Annotated in this window: 15 protein-coding genes, 1 pseudogene and 1 riboswitch; of the genes and pseudogenes, 11 read left to right on the top strand and 5 right to left on the bottom strand. The window is 40.8% G+C overall.

The genetic code is table 11. The features are described from left to right. Positions 1-8 precede the first annotated feature (8 nt). Complete coding sequence (locus BLR53_RS04640) at positions 9-719, top strand: HAD family hydrolase (protein WP_074587653.1); 711 nt, start codon at positions 9-11, stop codon at positions 717-719. 51 nt (positions 720-770) lie between these two features. Here BLR53_RS04640 and BLR53_RS04635 read toward each other — a convergent pair whose 3' ends face one another. The 3 genes from BLR53_RS04635 to BLR53_RS04625 all read right to left on the bottom strand — a co-directional run bounded on the left by BLR53_RS04635 (position 771) and on the right by BLR53_RS04625 (position 4,704). After that, complete coding sequence (locus tag BLR53_RS04635; protein WP_074587651.1) at positions 771-1,205, bottom strand: PepSY-like domain-containing protein; 435 nt, start codon at positions 1,203-1,205, stop codon at positions 771-773. A 46-nt stretch (positions 1,206-1,251) separates the two neighbouring features. Continuing rightward, positions 1,252-3,708 carry a glycoside hydrolase family 95 protein gene (locus BLR53_RS04630; protein WP_074587649.1) on the bottom strand — a complete coding sequence of 819 codons (2,457 nt, stop codon included), beginning with the start codon at positions 3,706-3,708 and terminating at the stop codon, positions 1,252-1,254. Between the two features lie 63 nt (positions 3,709-3,771). Next, on the bottom strand, positions 3,772-4,704 hold the full coding sequence (locus BLR53_RS04625) for an AraC family transcriptional regulator (RefSeq protein ID WP_037443582.1): 933 nt from the start codon (positions 4,702-4,704) through the stop codon (positions 3,772-3,774). A gap of 100 nt (positions 4,705-4,804) precedes the next feature. On the opposite strand from BLR53_RS04625, the gene BLR53_RS04620 reads away from it, so the two are divergent. The 8 genes and pseudogenes from BLR53_RS04620 (at position 4,805) to BLR53_RS04585 (ending at position 14,532) form a co-directional block, all read left to right on the top strand. Then, positions 4,805-6,310, top strand: a complete 1,506-nt coding sequence (locus BLR53_RS04620; protein ID WP_074587646.1) for an aldehyde dehydrogenase family protein — start codon at positions 4,805-4,807, stop codon at positions 6,308-6,310. Positions 6,311-6,385: 75 nt separating this feature from the next. Beyond that, positions 6,386-6,760 carry a DUF779 domain-containing protein gene (locus tag BLR53_RS04615; protein WP_037443586.1) on the top strand — a complete coding sequence of 125 codons (375 nt, stop codon included), beginning with the start codon at positions 6,386-6,388 and terminating at the stop codon, positions 6,758-6,760. A gap of 79 nt (positions 6,761-6,839) precedes the next feature. Beyond that, on the top strand, positions 6,840-7,040 hold the full coding sequence (locus BLR53_RS04610; RefSeq protein WP_037443820.1) for a hypothetical protein: 201 nt from the start codon (positions 6,840-6,842) through the stop codon (positions 7,038-7,040). A 396-nt stretch (positions 7,041-7,436) separates the two neighbouring features. Beyond that, positions 7,437-9,176, top strand: coding sequence for a GMC family oxidoreductase (locus tag BLR53_RS04605; RefSeq protein ID WP_037443588.1), 1,740 nt, complete (start codon positions 7,437-7,439; stop codon positions 9,174-9,176). 38 nt (positions 9,177-9,214) lie between these two features. Next, a complete protein-coding gene (locus BLR53_RS04600; protein WP_037443590.1) occupies positions 9,215-9,841 on the top strand; it encodes a gluconate 2-dehydrogenase subunit 3 family protein in 627 nt (208 codons plus the stop codon). 58 nt (positions 9,842-9,899) lie between these two features. Beyond that, positions 9,900-11,687, top strand: a complete 1,788-nt coding sequence (locus BLR53_RS04595) for an ATP-binding response regulator (RefSeq protein WP_051760173.1) — start codon at positions 9,900-9,902, stop codon at positions 11,685-11,687. 99 nt (positions 11,688-11,786) lie between these two features. After that, positions 11,787-13,006: pseudogene (locus BLR53_RS04590) on the top strand (sterol desaturase family protein). Between the two features lie 287 nt (positions 13,007-13,293). Continuing rightward, entirely contained in the window at positions 13,294-14,532 is a 1,239-nt protein-coding gene (locus BLR53_RS04585) for an ROK family protein (RefSeq protein ID WP_037443824.1), read from the top strand. 85 nt (positions 14,533-14,617) lie between these two features. Here BLR53_RS04585 and BLR53_RS04580 read toward each other — a convergent pair whose 3' ends face one another. Further along, positions 14,618-15,202 (bottom strand): porin family protein, encoded by a 585-nt coding sequence (locus BLR53_RS04580; RefSeq protein ID WP_037443827.1) that lies wholly within the window; start codon positions 15,200-15,202, stop codon positions 14,618-14,620. A gap of 241 nt (positions 15,203-15,443) precedes the next feature. Continuing rightward, positions 15,444-15,537: riboswitch (TPP riboswitch) on the top strand. Positions 15,538-15,583: 46 nt separating this feature from the next. On the opposite strand from BLR53_RS04580, the gene pnuC reads away from it, so the two are divergent. Then, positions 15,584-16,216 (top strand): nicotinamide riboside transporter PnuC, encoded by a 633-nt coding sequence (pnuC, locus tag BLR53_RS04575; RefSeq protein ID WP_037443592.1) that lies wholly within the window; start codon positions 15,584-15,586, stop codon positions 16,214-16,216. Further along, positions 16,209-17,294, top strand: coding sequence for an acyl-CoA dehydrogenase family protein (locus tag BLR53_RS04570; protein WP_074587644.1), 1,086 nt, complete (start codon positions 16,209-16,211; stop codon positions 17,292-17,294). The genes pnuC and BLR53_RS04570 overlap by 8 nt, the downstream gene beginning before the upstream one ends. A gap of 61 nt (positions 17,295-17,355) precedes the next feature. Here the strand turns inward: BLR53_RS04570 and BLR53_RS04565 are convergent, their stop codons facing one another. Next, the gene (locus BLR53_RS04565) at positions 17,356-18,333 is read right to left on the bottom strand and encodes a sugar phosphate isomerase/epimerase family protein (RefSeq protein ID WP_074587642.1); all 978 of its coding nucleotides are present in this window, start codon (positions 18,331-18,333) and stop codon (positions 17,356-17,358) included. Between the last annotated feature and the right edge of the window lie 20 nt (positions 18,334-18,353).

The raw sequence follows: 18,353 nt of genomic DNA, 5'->3' as shown, positions 1-18,353 counted from the left end.
CATATTTTATGATTAAGGGACTTTTATTTGATTACGGCGGAACAATAGATACCAATGGAATTCATTGGGCGGTGGTATTGAAAAATGCCTATCAGCATTTTGGAATTGAAGTTCCTGAAACCTTGTTCTCCCAGGCTTATACATTTGGTGAAAGAAGTCTGGCATTGAAAGCAATGGTTAAACCAGAACATAACTTCCTTGATGTCCTGCGCCTGAAGGTCGGTCAACAGTTTCAATTTTTAAACGAACAAGGTTTCATAACGAATCCTGAAGCTATAGAAATGATTGCAGCACATTGCAACGAATTTGCAGCCGACACGATCAGTGTAACCAAAAGGACTCTGGAAGAACTTGCTGAAAAATATCCGCTTGTTATGGTTTCCAATTTTTATGGAAATCTGCATACCGTACTCCGGGACTTTGACATTTTACATTTATTCAAAGAAGTCATAGAATCTGCTGTCGTCGGTTGTAGAAAACCTGATCCGAAAATCTACCAACTGGGTGTAGATGCGCTTGGTTTTGCACCTGAGGAATGCATGGTAGTCGGAGATACATTTGGAAAAGATATTGTTCCGGCAAAAGCTGTCGGATGCCCAGTCATATGGCTTAAATGTCAGGGATGGGAAGAAGATCCGGAAAAGATCCTCGAAACCGGAATCCTGGCCGATTTTACCATTACCGATTTTGCAGAGATTCCAGCAATTATCAAAGGATAAAAATTACCTATAAAAAAACAGGGCAGCCAATATTTTGGCTGCCCTGTTTTTTTATAGGTTTACAGCGCTTACTTTCCCTCCCTGATCGAAAATCACTTTCCTCTCCTCCGGGGATTTCTTCAGTTCAACCTTATAATAAAACTTCTTACCCATTTCAAACTGATCAGCATCATCAATGCGGAATCCTTTGTATTGCTGTGCAATTGCATCCCGAACAGGTTTTGGTAACTCAGAAGATCTTAGCTCTTTTTTATGCTTGACAATCTGCCCCTGATCATTAATCCATGCCTCATGGTCTCTTCTGCCAATGTCAAATTCAACATTATACCCATCAATCTTCTTCTCCCATTCCACCTTAGTGGCTTTTGGGAAAGTTTTATGAAAAACGTTAACCACAACCCGGGGTACTTCAGCTTCGGCCAGGTCCTGAGCCAGCAAATAAAAAGGTGCCAGCAATAACAAAGTAATAAAGCTTATTTTCTTCATGAGATTTTATTTGTTTGTTAGTCTAACATCCTGTGTTTGAAAAAGTTTACGTCCCGGTAACCAATTGATAAATCTTCCCTTTAAGCGTACTAAATTTCACAACCCCATTAGTATCTCGTTGGATTTGTACAGGCGCTCCCTTTTCGTCCAGAATAACCATTTCTGGTGGTAATACCAATTGACAGATTCCATCAATACCCGCAATTACCTGCGCTTTTTTTAATGTACTTCGGTCCCATTCAAAATCGACCGTGAATCCATTTCTGGCACGCATACCGGTTACCTTTCCCTTACTCCACTGTTGAGCCGAAGGTAATGCCGGTAAAAACCGGATCACCGCATCTCGCCCATTACTCTGCAGCAACATCTCTGCAATGGCAGCTGTACCGCCGAAATTACCATCAATCTGAAATGGTGGATGAGCACAAAACAAATTTGCATAAGTACCAGGAACAGACTTAATTTTTTTAGCAGGATCTTCATATGATGGATTTAAAAGAGATTTAAACATTTTCCACGCATGATCTCCATCCCCCAGCCGGGCCCAGAAATTTATTTTCCAGGCTCTGGACCAGCCTGTCCCGCCATCTCCTCTTCTTTCCAGTGTCTTTTTAGCTGCTTCTGCTAAAGCCGGGGTTTCCAGTACGTTTATTTCATCAAAAGGATATAAACCGTATAATTGCGACACATGCCTGTGTTCAATTTCTACTTCATCATAATCCCTGATCCATTCCTGAATACCTCCATTTTTTTTACTGATCTGATTGGGTGCCATGTCTTTGACTATTTTCGCCAGGGAGTCTGCCCAATTCAGATCCCTTCCCAATAATCTTGCGGCAGTAATCGTGTTTCCCAGAAGTTCCCGTCCGATCTGCATATCCATTGCCGGTCCCATGGTGGTCTGCCCTACAAAGCCGTCCTCAGTTTTGTAGCTGTTCTCCGGAGAATTGGAAGGTGCCGTCACTAAAAACCCTGTCTCAGGATCACGGATAAGTATCCCCTTATAAAACTGCGCAGCACCCTTCAGCACGGGATAAATTTCTTTTAAGGTTTCTAAATTTGGATTAAACTGGTAATGCTGCCATAGATGTTCACATAACCAGGCACCCCCGGATAGGGTCGATCCCCATGCTGCACCTTCACCAGGCGCAGTGAACTTCCAAGGATTGGCAATCACATGAGCAACCCATCCTTCCGTATTATAATAAGTCTTTGCAGTTTTAGTTCCCGGTCCCACCAGTTGTTTAGTGAATTCTATCATAGGCTTGTGTATCTCTGCAAGATTGGTGATCTCAGCGGGCCAGTAATTCATCTGTAAATTAATATTTAAATGATAATCTCCGTTCCATGGAGTTTGATATTCCTCTGCCCATAAACCCTGTAAATTCGCCGGTAAACCACCAGGTCTTGAACTGGAAATTAAAAGATAACGTCCGAAATTAAAATATAGGACAGGTAAAGTTGTATCCTCACCACCTTTAGCAAAATTGTTTAGTCTGTCTCCTGTTGACCAGTTCTCAGGGACATCTTTTCCAGATGCGTCAAGCTGAAGTGTGCAGCGGTCATAGTACCCGCGAAAGTCCTTCTCCTGATTCTTCTGCAGAACTTGCCAATTCATTCCCGCAGCTTTATTTACGTTGTTAAGTACTGCAATCGCCGGATCAGCACCCCGTTTTTCTACATTTGGCCAGTTCAGGTCTGTTGCCGCACTAATTACAATCAAACAAGTCGTTGCGCCACTAACTTCAACAGCATCTCCTTTTGCACGAACTTTACCGTTGTCTGTAATTGCACGGGCGACGGCAGAGAAGCGGATACCAGGCTCTCCATCTCCACCAGAAAGTTGTCCGGTCATCGTAATCTGATTATCTCTGGCTTTAAAAACCGCCTTTTCTTTTCTGGAGAGATTAAATGTAAAGTTCAGCGCATTTGCATCACTCGCAGTCAGTCTGACTAAAATAACCTGCTCAGGACCGCTAACGATTACTTCTTCCTTGTACTTAACTCCTTTACGCTCCCATTCTGTAACTGCAGATGCCTTATTAAGTAATAACGTTCTTTTATAATTGTTTACTGTAGCTGTGGTGTCTTTCCAGTCAATGAATAAATCGGATAAAATCTGGTAACAGCCGTATTTTGAATCTCCCTGAGACGAACCTGAACCTTTACCGGCGCTCACAAAATATTCCTGCAAAATGTCCTGTGCCTGTTTATTTTTCCCTTGCTGCAGGTAGCTGCGAATTTCAGGTAAATGTGCAGCTGCATCTGAACGATTAGGGTCTTCTACCCCTCCGGACCACATTGAAATCTCGTTTAAAACAATTCTTTCTTTACTTGTACCGCCAAAAACCATAGCCCCAAGACGACCATTTCCTAAGGGTAAAGATTCAGTAAAATGTGTGGCAGGTTGATTAAAGCGAATTTGCTGATCAGATTGGGCATAAGAAAAAAAGCTGCCCAGCCATAGACAGCCTGTTATTAGATAACATTTTTGGAACTTCATACAATATTTGGTTGATATTTAGCTTGAACTGCCGGAAGATAATAATTATTGAGCAGCGGTTTGCTAAAAATCAAATTCGCAGGCAGAGCAAATTTGCACCTGGTACGTACCTGGCGTAATACCAACTATCTTTTTGAAAATCCTTATAAAATAATTTGCATCGCTAAAACCCAATTCATAACTAACAGCCGCTATTTTTGACCTTGGATTACTCAATAACTGTTTTGCCCTTTTGATCTTTTCTTTCAGGATATAATCATTTGGACTAATACCGAGTTCTCTTTTAAATAACCTGTAAAATGTCGATTTACTCATACATGCTTTTTCACTCAGCATGTTCATGTTTATTTTCTCTCCAAGGTTTGACTTTATATACTGAATTACAAATGCAAGGGGGCTGGAGGCATATGCACCTGCTGAACTTACCAGCGAGCGAAGGTTCTGCTTTTGCATAATCCGGACGAGCAATTCTTTCATCGTCAGGTCGGCCAGAATATCTTTTTCAATACTTCTTTCAGAACAAATCCGAACAGCCTTATTAATCAGGTAGGCAATTTCCTGGCTATTAGCGAAATGACAGCCTTCCTCTTTCAAAGCCCAGCATTCTGAAGAATCTGCTTTGGGATAAAATTCGTTCAGGTAATCTAAAGTCTGCTGAATCTGCTGGCGGTCGATTGCTAATGCAATGCACTGTGTAGGATCGGTAGCTGTTGCATCTGGAAAATCTATATTCATGGTCTGCGCCTGGGGAACTATCACCGTCTCACCCGGCAAATAATTGAATTTTTCCAGCCCTGGGATAGTCATAACCTTTCTGCCGCGTAACATACTGGTAATAACCAAATCATTAAATGTTAAAGGGACTTCAAGAGATTCCGTATAAGTTTCAAAAACATTAAGTTCACATCGTTCCAGAGAATATACAGTCCTGTTTTCTACCAGCGTCTGCAGGTTCTGCTGCCTGCTTAAATTAATAAGTTCTAATCTGTGCTGCATGATAATCGAATTTTGGTTAGATAATGCTATGCTTTGAAACTATACTCCTATCTAACGATAGGATATCAGTTTAGGTTTGTAATAACCAAAATATACAATTATGGAACAACAAATCAAAAAACCAGTATTCAAAGCTCACTATGATAATTTTATAGGTGGTAAATTTGTCCCACCGGTTAAAGGCGTATACTTTGATAATATTTCACCGGTAGATGGTCAGGTATTCACCAAAGCTGCCCGTTCCTCTAAGGAAGATGTTGAACTGGCTCTTGATGCCGCTCAGGAAGCTTTCAAAACCTGGGGTAAAAGTTCTGCAGCTTACAGAAGCAATATCCTGCTAAAAGTTGCACAGAAAATTGAAGATAACCTGGAGTTCCTCGCAACTGTAGAAACCATAGAAAACGGAAAAGCTATTCGGGAAACCTTAAACGCAGACCTTCCATTAGTTGCAGATCATTTCCGTTATTTTGCGGGAGTGATTCGTGCAGACGAAGGTACAATTGCCGAACACGATGAAAATACAGTAAGCATTGCCCTCTCAGAGCCTATCGGTGTAGTCGCACAAATTATCCCATGGAATTTCCCACTGTTAATGGCCACCTGGAAAATTGCCCCTGCACTCGCGGCAGGCTGCTGTACAGTAGTTAAACCTGCGGAACAGACACCAGTGAGCATTCTTATATTAATGGAATTAATAGGAGAACTTCTGCCACCCGGGGTTCTGAATATTGTAAACGGGTATGGAATTGAGGTAGGTAAGCCACTCGCTACTTCTCCCAGGATTTCCAAAGTTGCGTTTACTGGCAGTACAACCTCCGGAAGGTTAATTATGCAATATGCTGCCGAAAATATTATCCCTTCCACAATGGAGTTAGGAGGAAAATCCCCTAATATTTTCTTTGAATCTGTTGCAGACGCAGATGATGACTTTTTCGACAAAGCTATAGAAGGAGCTGTAATGTTTGCGCTTAATCAGGGTGAAATTTGTACTTGCCCATCAAGATTACTTATTCAGGAAAGTATTTACGATAAATTCATTGCCAGGGTAATCGAACGTACCGAAGCAATCAAGACAGGAAATCCCCTGGACAGAGATAGTATGATGGGTGCGCAGACCTCAAACGAACAATATCAAAAGATTCTATCTTATATAAAAATTGGTAAAGAAGAAGGTGCCGAATTATTAACAGGTGGAGAAATCAATCAGCAATCCGGTGAACTTTCTTCAGGTTATTATATACAGCCGACCATATTCAAAGGGCACAATAAAATGAGGATCTTCCAGGAAGAAATATTCGGGCCCGTATTATGTGTGACGACGTTTAAAACTGTAGATGAAGCAATTGAAATTGCCAACGATACCCTATATGGTTTAGGTGCCGGCGTCTGGACACGCGATGCACATGAGTTATATCAGGTGCCGCGTGCCATTCAGGCTGGCAGGGTTTGGGTTAATCAATACCATGCTTACCCTGCCCACGCTCCGTTTGGTGGTTATAAAAAATCTGGATTTGGAAGGGAAAATCATAAAATGATGCTGGATCATTACCGCCATGTCAAAAATATGCTGATCTCCTACGACCAGAAAAAACTTGGTTTCTTTTAGATCATATGAAGGGGTACCGTTGTTTGGGTACCCTTTTACTATTTCATCGTTTTTATATTTTAAACAGACCTGATTATGAGCAACTCAAGAATAGCTGTAACCCCGGCAGCAGCAGCCGTTATACAGCAATTAAAAGATTCATACGGCGAACTGTTCTTCCATCAGAGCGGAGGCTGCTGTGAAGGATCCTATCCGCATTGTTTTGAAAAAGGTGGGTTTCTGATCGGTTCCAACGATGTAAAGATAGGACAAATAGAAAGTTGTGATTTCTATATGGCTGCTGATCAGTTTGCTTACTGGCAGCATACCCATCTTACATTAGACGTGATGCCAGGCAGAGCAGCCGGATTCTCACTGGAATCAACTCTGGATATGGCATTTATAATTCATTCCAGATTATTCACCGAAGCTGAGTTACAAGATCTGGAACCAATTATCAATTCCGGTTAATCAACGGCATATATATTTTTAAATGTGATGCCAAACTTTTTTATACATCCCCTGTTATAAGTTTATCAATCAGATGAATATGGGATTATTAAAAACAGCATTAATTGGCGCCGCAGTATACGGTGCTATTAAATACATCACAAAAAAAGATCATACCGGAAGGTCAATCGTAGATGATTTACAAGACAAAGCGCCCGAATGGGTAGATAAAGCAAAAAAGTTCAGAGATGATCTCGATGCTAAGTATCAAAATACCAGTTATTCGGATATTAAGCCTTAAAAAAGGGTTGATTATTTGCTAAAATGAAGTACCTCCAAAATTTATACGCTTATTGGAGGTACTTTATAACAACCACATCTTTCTTGTCTTTTGTCGATTGTGGGAAATTCATAGTAGCTTGCCCTGCAATCATATATTAAAAAAAATACAATAAAAACGTCTAACGGAACAATGCTTACGGGCACTGTTGTGTGAAATGATCAAATGGCCTTTTCATGATGAATGAAAAGGTTTTTTCGTTTCCGATCTTTCTGTTTTCTCAAACTCTCCTGCCCTTTTTTATTATTAATGCGACTTATTTGGTTTGTATCCTCTTTATTACGATTTTAATTATTTAAAATTTATGCTAAATTACGGCCGCCAAATGGAGCTAAAACCTTTTAACAATACAGGAGTATGAACGAATTTCAAATTAAAAAGTCAGACGTCGAGTATGACGCTATTATTGTCGGCTCGGGTGCCGGGGGCGGCATGTCCGGATACGTACTGGCGCATGCAGGATTAAAAGTCCTAATGCTTGAAGCCGGTGCCTATTTTGATCCAAGAATAGACGCGCAACAACTGAAATGGCCTTGGGAATCACCGAGACGTGGTGCCGGTACAACCAGACCTTTCGGAGATTTCGATGCCTCTTATGGGGGATGGGAACTCGACGGTGAGCCATATACGCAAAAAAATGATTCAGAATTTGCCTGGTTCAGATCAAGAATGCTGGGTGGAAGAACTAATCACTGGGGTCGTATTTCACTGAGAATGGGACCTGAAGATTTCAAACCTACAGACGGCCTGACAGATAACTGGCCAATTACCTACGATGAAATCAAACCTTTTTATGATAAAATCGACCGGATGATCGGAATCTACGGTACTGCAGAAGGTATCGAAAGTGAACCGGACGGAATTTTCATGAAACCACCAAAACCAAGACTTAACGAATTATTTATAACTAAAGCTGCAAGAAAAAACGGTGTAAAAGTTATTCCGGGACGTGGATCTGTGTTAACAGAAGCATTACCGAATAATAAAGACCGTGCACCTTGTTTCTACTGTGGACAGTGCGGCAGAAGCTGTAAAGTTTACGGAGATTTCTCTTCTTCTTCCTGCCTGGTAATTCCAGCGGTAAAAACAGGGAATCTAACTGTAATTACAAATGCAATGGTTCGCGAAGTCCTGACAAATAAAGAAGGACTGGCTACTGGCGTATCTTATGTAGACAAAACTAATTTAGAAGAACATCAGGTTAGAGGTAAAGTGGTAATCCTTGGTGCCAGTGCATGTGAGTCGGCACGTTTATTACTAAACTCTAAATCAGCTGCACATCCGAATGGATTAGCGAACAGCAGCAATGTAGTTGGTAAGTATCTGCATGATTCTACCGGTGCAAGCGTGGGCGGTTTCCTGCCACAATTAATGGATCGTAAACGCTATAACGAAGATGGTGTAGGTAGTGTACACATTTATTCTCCATGGTGGTTAGATAATAAAAAACTGGATTTCCCAAGAGGTTACCATATCGAATATGGCGGTGGCATGAATATGCCAGGTTACGGATTCGGTTTCGGTATGGAAGGCATGAATGACAGAGTACCCGGACGTGACGGAAAGATGAAAGAAGCTGGTGGTTACGGTGTATCTTTAAAAGATGATTACAGACGCTTTTTCGGAACTTCAGTAGGTATGGCTGGTAGAGGTACTGCAATAGCAAGAGAGTCAAATTACTGTGAAATTGATCCAAGTGTAGTAGATAAATATGGTATTCCTGTATTACGTTTCAATTACCAATGGGCAAATGAAGAGGTAAAACAGGCTAAGCACATGCAGGAAACTTTCCAGGAGATATTCCATACAATGGGCGGTATTATTACCTCCAAAATTCATGGTCCTGAGACAAATTACGGACTTGAAGCACCTGGAAAAATCATTCATGAAGTTGGTACAGTAAGAATGGGCGATGATCCTAAAAAATCTGCATTGAATAAATGGTGTCAGGCACACGACTGCAAAAATCTTTTTGTGGTAGATGCAGCTCCATTTGTACAGCAGGGTGACAAAAATGCGACATGGACAATTCTTGCTTTATCGATGAGAACTGCAGAATATATCCTTGCACAAAAGCAAAAATTGAACATTAGCTAAGATCGATTACACATTATTAATTTTCTAACCTAAAAGCAATGAACAGGCGTGAATCACTAAAAGCCATCGGCCTAACAGCAATCAGTACATCCGTTTTACTGGCAGCATGTAAAACAGGTCCAGATGGAAAAGAAGAATTAAAAGACGGCGAAGTTGCCGCACAGCCGGGTCGTGAGACCTTCGAAATAGAAAGAGACCAGAAATTACATGCCGAGAAGTTTTTCGACGAGCATGAGATGGCTACAATTTCCATTCTGGCTGATATCATTATACCTAAAGACGAGAAATCAGGAGGAGCACTTGATGCAAAAGTTCCGGATTTTATAGAGTTTATTGTAAAGGATATCCCATCTCATAAGACGCCCATGCGTGGTGGAATTAAATGGCTTGATTTGCAATGTCTTAATTTATACCAGAATACTTTCAAAGACGCATCCAAAACTCAACAACTGGAGATGTTAGATGCAATTGCGTATCCTAAGAAAGCTAAACCAGGTATGGAACAGGGAGTTGCATTCTTTAACAGAATGAGAAACCTGACAGCTACTGGTTTTTTCACAAGCGAAATAGGTGTTAAAGATCTTGGCTATGCCGGAAACGTTCCAAATCAATGGACCGGGGTTCCGGACGATGTACTCCGCCAATATGGTATGGAAAACGTCTAATTAAAAAGGACTGTCTGCGGACAGTCCTTTTTAATATCTTTATACCCAAACCGCAGCCATGCCAAATAAGCTCCCATTATCTAACTGGTCCTTAAAGAAGACCCTTCAACTGATAAACGATCCTATCAAGCATGCCAGAATCACGGTTTTTTACTATATCTTCTTATTCAATTATTTAAAAATCGGAATTGTTCTTCCTGTGTTCATCACACAGTCCAACCTTCCTGGAATACTCTTATGTGCCGCGGGTTTCATCTGCACAACCATTATTCTTAAGTTACTTCTTTCAAGGCCAGCCTATCTGGACACCCTGATAAATTTCGCATTAATAAGTTCCTTACTCACTATATACGTATCTATCCTACTATTTAACAGCCACTTGAACATTATTCTGATGCAGGATATTTTCATGATTTGTATGTGGAGCTTTTACGGCCTGAAAGGATGGTGGGGATTAATTTATTCTTCACTGGCAGCAATCCCTGTCATTCTGTATAGTTACAGTACTAATCACATTCAAGTTAGTGTAAGTCCGGCCTATATGCCACTCTATAGCCAGCTGCCAACGATAATATTAAACTTCATTATCATTTTTATGGCCCATTATTATTATCGCCATATCATGTATTCCAATATGGAAAGACAAAGGGAGCTCAATGCCGAACTTGAAGTATACAACCAGGAGCTTAAAAAATCCAATCAGGCGAGAACTCTCTTTTTCTCTACCGTCTCCCATGAATTAAGAAATCCACTGAATACAGTAATTGGCATGGCCGGATTAATTAAATCACAGAATAAAGATGCCGATCAGCAGGAAAATCTTGACATTCTTAAGTTTTCTGCAGAAAGCCTGCTTTCGCTTATTAACGATATACTTGACTTCAACAAAATAGGGTCAGGCAGTGTGGAATTGGAAGAAATTCCATTTAATCTCTCTCAGCTGATGGAAAGTTCATGCGCTGGCCTGAGACGGGAAGCACTCAGAAAAGAGCTATATCTGAACTTAGCTATTCCCGAAGAATTCCGGCAGCAGGAGGTCCAGGGAGACCCAACCAGATTACTTCAGATCGTCAGTAACCTAATAAGCAATGCCATTAAATTCACTATTAAAGGTGGAATAGATGTCAGTGTAACTAAACTCGAATCTTCCGAAAAAGATGCGTTGCTCCGGTTTAAGATTAAAGATTCCGGACTCGGTATCAGTACGGACAGGCAACAATCGATATTCGATCCCTATATTCAGGAATCCAATACTACAACCCGCCAGTTTGGAGGGACAGGCCTGGGGCTTGCGATTGTAAAACGGTTACTTGAACTTCATCATTCACAAATAAACCTTGTTAGCGAAACAGAAAAAGGTTCAGAATTTACATTTGATATTCTTTACACCTATGCGACCAGATTAGAACAGCCGGCAAATCTGTTGCCCGATTTTTTACAAGAAAATTTAAGTCTGCATAAAGTTCTGCTTGCAGAAGATAATGCGATGAATGTCTTATGGATGAAAAAATTGTTCAGCACCTGGAATATTCCGATATACATTGCAGAAAATGGGTTGGAAGCAATTAACCTGCATCTTGTAAATGATTTCACCTTTATACTAATGGACATACAGATGCCAGTGATGGACGGATTTACAGCTGCCGCAAAAATCAGAGAACTCAAAAACCACCGCAAGGCAGAAGTCCCTATAATTGCACTTACAGGATCTGTAGACGCAGAACTTACACGGCTGGTGAAGGAGAACCGAATGAATGGCATCCTGGGTAAGCCCTTTCAAAAAGACGACCTCTATGCAGAACTAGTTAAATATAAGCCAGTCCTGGAAGTACAATCTCCATTTTAAAACCATCATAACGAATCAAAAAGAGGAAATATTTGGGATATAGAATAAAGTCTACTAATTTAGTAGTCTTATCTATCTATCCCCATTTAATTCATTTTTATGATGCAATTCAATTTTCTTGTATTTACGATCCCCGCTTTTCTTATCTTTTTCTGGCTGGAGTTTCTGCTTGCGAAGAAAATTCGTAAACCCCACCTGTTCAAATATGAAAGTTCCATTGCCAATATCAGTGTAGGTATTGCAGAACGTTTGCTCAATCTATTTCTAACAGCCAGCTTCTACGGTGTGTTTTCGTGGATATACACTAATTATGCGCTATTCAAAATTCCAGATACCTGGTGGATGTGGGCAATCCTGATCTTAGTAACAGATTTGGTCTGGTATTGGTATCATCGGTTAAGTCATGAAATAAATCTATTTTGGGCAGTTCATATTGTGCATCACCAGTTGAAGAATTTAACCTGACTGTCGCCGCCAGGATTACCGTTTTTCAATCTCTGGTCAGAAATGTATTCTGGTGCGTCATTCCTTTCCTCGGGTTTCATCCGGACATGGTGGTCACTATCCTGATTGTACACGGTGCCTACTCGTTTTTTACCCATACCCGGGTAATTGGCAAACTCGGCTGGCTGGAGCATATTCTCATTACGCCTTCCCTGCATGGGATCCATCATGCCAGCGATGAAAAATATCTCGACAAGAACTATGGAGACGTGTTTACCTTTTGGGATAAACTGTTTGGGACGTATATGCAAGAAGAAGAACCCCCTAAATACGGATTAACACACCCGGTAAAGAGTTACAGCCTTCTATGGCAGCATTTCCATTATTTCCTGGAAATCATAGCGGCCTGTAAACGGACCGGCGGCTTTAAAGAAAAGTTAAAGATTATTTTTGGCAGCCCTGCATTACTTGATCAGGATATACGGCCGGAGCTGGAGAGAAAATATCTGCAACATAAAAACCACACCGAGTATCGTTTCCGGTTTAGCAACTATCTCAACTATCAGATCGCAGGCTGCATTATATTTCTGGCAATCATCACTGCATTTTACAAGCAACTGTCTCTTCCAGATCATCTTTTCATTGCCAGTGTCCTATTAATTACACTTGTAAACTGCGGGGCATTAATGGAGCAGAGAAGATGGATATACGATTTAGAATGTGTACGTCTGATATTAGTTTTCACCTACCTCTGCTATAGAACAGATTATTCTGAATATCTGATCGTACCGGCAATTTTAATATTCCTGATAGGTGAACTATTCAGCATGAGAGAGTATTACAACAAACATGTGCTGCACTACATCAAAAATTAGTCTGAATTTTAAAAGCCAGAGCGCCGGATTCAGGGATCCCCCTAGATGCCCCATCCTCCGGATATTTTCGTCGCGCTGGTACCGTAACACTAAGTTATCTAATATTTATTCTAATTCCTTCTAAAATTTTGTATTTTTTGATATTAAAAATAGTAGTTATATTAAATTTTATTATAAGTCTATTACTTTAGTTAATTTTTAATATAAGTAAACTGTATTTATTAGTATATTGATGAAAATTTTGACGCCGCCATATGCAATCAAATCCGAAGGGAAAAATCATGCTTATGAATGAAGAACAACTTCAGGAGATGAGCAAAACGGAAAGAAAAAAGTATTTATACAAACTCAAACTGATTCGTAATATTTTCGACTTCGGACCACAGTCTAATGCAGAACTCTTTACTTTGTTAGGCATTAGCTCTCCCACCTCCCTGGCCTTGCTGTCGGAATTGCAGGAGGAGAATATTCTGGAAAAGAAAGGTAAAGGAGCCTCTATAGGCGGAAGAAAACCAGAACTTTTTGGCTTAAAAGACGACACCTATTATATTCTTTCCATTGATGTAGAAAGATTTAAAGTACGAATGGCCGTGCTGGACAATAACTGTAATTACATCACCGGGCCTGTAAAACATGATATTACAATAACTCCGGATCTTAAATCACTGGATAGTCTATTTGAAGCAATCGAGTTATTAATTAAATCGGCAATATTTGATCACCGTAAATTAATCGGCATTGGAATGAGCATGCCTGGTCTTGTAGATTCAAGGGCAGGCAAGAATTACACCTATCTTATTCCCGGACCAGAAGATAACTTGCAGGAACTAATGCAGCGTAAACTCGGTTATCCTGTATTTATACAAAATGACGTAAAAAGTGCTACAATAGCAGAATGCCGGTATGGCCTGGCATATGGAAAGAGTGATGCATTACTCGTACTAATGGACTGGGGTATTGGTCTGGGTATTATTATGGATGGCAAATTGCGGTCCGGATCCAAAGGTTTCTCCGGAGAAATCGGTCATATTCCTTTCGTTGAAGATGGTAAGCTTTGTTACTGCGGTAAACGCGGCTGCCTGGAAACAGTTGCTTCGGGCATAGCACTGGCAAGAATGGCAAAAGAAGGAATTCAATCCGGCAAGTCGTCCATTCTGAATCAATTATCTGACCAGGAAATCGAGACCATAGAACCAAGAATCATTATTGACGCGGCAAATAAAGGCGATCAATATGCCATCAATATCTTGTCGGAGGTCGGCGTTAGTCTTGGCAGGGGAATAGCCACTTTAATTCAACTGTTTAATCCGGAAGTAATTATTCTGGGTGGTAAAATAGCTGCTGCAAAACAATATATAACCATTCCCATACTCCATTCAGTTAATACTTACAGTATGACGGCCATTAGAGAAAACACCAAAGTAATCTTATCCGAGCTGGGCAACGATGCCGGAATTTTAGGAACAGTCAGTATGGTTATTGATAAGGTATTGGAAATGCAGATTGAGATGGCAGGCAAATCCTGACTTTCAAATACGTCTTAAATAAATAAACCTGTACCGGAATTACCAGTACAGGTTTATTTGTTTATTTAATTTAGAGGCTATGATATTATATCCCAGCGTCTCTTTTAACTTTATTCGCTGTACCTGCACCCGGTAGATAAATCTGAAGTCCGAAAGAAAGGTTCAGATTATTTTGAGTTGTGGAGTTACCAAAGCCGACCAGACCATTGTATTTCAGCATAGTTTCCAATCCGATATTTGGCGTAATGAAGTATGCAAAACCTGGACCCACACCAAGGTTAAGGCCATTCGTCTTACCACCACCTTTACTTACGTTAACTCCACCAAAACCTACAGTTCCCTCTGCGAAGAAACGTCCGTGACGAAGTACCTCTACGTCTTTACCCGTATAATAACGACCTAAAGCACCCACTCCGTAATTAGTAGTGGTTGCACTGTTTTTCTGAGTTTTCAATCCGAGATTCACGTATCCACCGACAGCTACGTTATCCTGAATAAACCAAGCTGCTTTTGGTGTGATATCAACACTGAAAATACTCGGGTTATCTAAACCAAGATTAAGGTTGGCAAAATTACCGCCGACGAATACATTCCCTTTCTGAATTTGGGCATGTGCTGAAAAAGTTGCAATCAAAAGTGCAACTAGAGTAAGAGTTGAAAATTTTTTCATAGTGTTAGGATTATACTTTAAACCAACCATTGGCTAAAAGATGCTTTTAACACTACGCCTGAATACACCAAATTGTTTGCCTATTGATTAATTTTTAATAATTGACAGACTATTTCAGCTTTAAAAACGTTCTTTCGCCCTAAATAAGGGCCTGCAGAATCTCATCCGGAGGTAAATTCCAGAGAACACTTTCCAGTTTCATTAAACATTTATACCTTTATCCAGAAGAAATTATAAGATTTCTTAAACCTCGGGGTGCCTTACTATCAGGCTGAGATCAAACCCGCAGAACCTCGACCGGATAATGCCGGTTAGGAAAGGTAAGCCATTGGTTCTCCAACTTACCTTAATATGATTGGAATAAAACTAATGCATTGAAACATGAATTTACACGAATGGCTGTCGCTGTTTTTCGAACAGCTTATGAAAACCAGTTTACTGGAATATCTTGCGGTAGGATTTGGCATCTCAGAGGTTCTGCTGGCCAAACGCAACAACATTTGGCTATACCCTACAGGTATTATCTCCATACTGTTGTCTATGACACTTCTATTTGAGGCGAAACTGTATGCCGAAACCCTTTTAAATACTTATTACCTTGTCATGAGTGTATATGGATGGATCCTTTGGAGAAGTCGTAAACAACAACAGCAGCTTCAGGCAGACTGGAGCAACAGAGCCGAATTGACCACTGCGATACTCATTTCAGCCGGAGGTTTTATTATCCTGTACCTGGTATTGAATCATTTTACAGATTCAGATGTTCCGGTATGGGACGCTTTTGTTGCCTCTACTGCATGGGCGGGAATGTGGTTACTCGCTAAAAGGCGCATAGAAAACTGGATCTTTCTAAATATCTCCAACCTCTTCGCTATCCCGCTGCTTATCCATAAAAAACTACCAATGTTCGCTGTGCTCACCACCGTACTATTCATAGTGGCCATTTTCGGTTTTATAGAGTGGAAAGGCATTATCAAAAAGAAGAATTCATCCCCAAAACCAGCACATGTTTAACTTGCTTAGTACAGAAGAAAAAGACTGTATACACCAATACGCTGCCCTATCAGAAGAACAAGGTAAACTTCATCCGGCCATACTGGAACTCGCTTACACCAAACAATGGTTTAAACTATTTCTACCGGCATCATACGGCGGGCCCCAGTTATTGTTACCGGAAATACTCAGAATGGAAGAGGCATTGGCGGCAGAAGACGGCAGTTTAGCCTGGACAGTAACTTTATGCAGCGGAGCGGGCTGGTTTGCAGGTTTCTTAGATCCTGAACTGGCGGCAGAAATATTTTCTGACCCTCAAGTCTGCTTTGCAGGAAGCGGGGCTGTAGGTGGGACGGCAGTTGAATCTGAAACTGGCTATACAATTAATGGCTATTGGAAATATGCCAGTGGAGCTTTACACGCCACGGTATTTACGGCCAACTGTCAGCTACTCGACCACAACCATAATCCACTTAAAGATGACGCCGGAAACCAGGTAATCCGCTCTTTTATACTTAAAAAAGAAGAAGTTGAACTCGTACCCGGCTGGTCATACTTCGGGCTCGTAGCGACCGGAAGCCATGCATTTGAAGTAAAAGATCTTCAGGTTCCTGCTAACAGAACATTCCAGATCAACGAAAACATTAAACTAAACAGCCCTGGGTTCGACTACCCTTTCTTACAGATGGCCGAAACTACCCTTGCGGTGAACAGCGCCGGAATGTCTGCACATTTTTTAACACTGGCTGCCGACAGTTTCCGCTCCAGATCAGGACTAAAAAGATATACACAGGACCAGGTTAAATTCTTTGAAACAGAGCTCAGTAGCTGCAGCGAGGCATTAAAGGAAGCCAGAACAAATTTTTATACAACATTTGATGCCAGCTGGTTACAGTTAACAGAAGAGAATAAAATTGACAAGGAACTACTGGATGCAGTGAGTCTGAGCAGCCGTAAACTTGCCCATATTTCCAGGCAAATAACTGATACCTTATATCCATATTGCGGATTAGAAGCGGCGCGGAAGGAAACGGAAATAAACCGCGTCTGGAGGGACATACACACCGCTAGTCAGCATTCATTGTTAACTTTTTTGTAGTAGTATACAGATAAATTGATGAACCGCGTTTAAAATAGAGTAAACGCGGTTCATTCAGAATTTAAACCAGGTTTTTTTTAACAAAATTGTAGCTATCCGTGATACTTACGAAAGGATCAATTTTAATCATATCCTGTTCAACAAAAATATGCTTTAAGCCAGCTTGCTGCTGATGCGTAAAGATCTCTTTGAAATTAATACTTCCGGTTCCTACTTCTGTATAACTAATTCCCTTTAAAACTTCCATAGATGAGGTAGTATCTAGTTTACCTCCGGTGATTTTGGCCGTATTGGCTTTATCCACATCTTTTACATGCCACATTGCAAATCTTTCAGGATACTTTTTAAAATAAGCATCAGGAGATACACCGGACTTTTCTATCCAGAACAAATCCATTTCAAAAGTAACCAGCGCAGGGTCAGTTTCCTTCAGAAGGATATCGTAACCCTTTTCACCATTTTCAAGTGTGCGAAATTCCCAGAAGTGGTTATGATAACCCATTTTTATCTTTGACTTTGCAGAAAGTTCGCCAGCCTTGTTCAACTGGGCAGCCATAAATTTAAAATCGGTACTCGTCATTTTATCCAGACTGGCTCCCATGGGTGGTACAGGAACAACAAAATACTGCTGCCCCAAAGCGGAAGCAATTTCCAGCTGTGCCTTAAGTGCGGTGTCATCACCTTTCCCCGGGCTTAGAAAATCATTGAGCTGGTAATGCCCACTATATGTCTTGAGGCCTGAACTCTTTAGCAGTGCAGAAAATTCAGCCGCACTCTGCCCCCACAGGTCAACCGGAGCACCGGCACGATAATTATAAAAAGTCTCCACATGGTTGTATCCTATTTCAGCAACCTTACCTATCGTACCTTTCAGGTCTTTACCAAGCTGCTCCCTTAAAGTGTATAACTGTAACCCAATTTCCTGCACCTTACGCGCAGGACTAAATAATTCCATTGCCTCGCTGAATAAAGGCGTGGCCAGTACTGTAGCAGTACCAAGCAAACCAGCTTTCTTTAAAAACGATCTTCTATTATCCATTATATTAGCTATTTATTTTT

Source organism: Pedobacter antarcticus (assembly GCF_900103515.1).
In the GTDB taxonomy this organism is placed as follows: Bacteria; Bacteroidota; Bacteroidia; order Sphingobacteriales; family Sphingobacteriaceae; genus Pedobacter; species Pedobacter antarcticus.
This window is presented reverse-complemented; position numbering and strand designations above follow the sequence as displayed.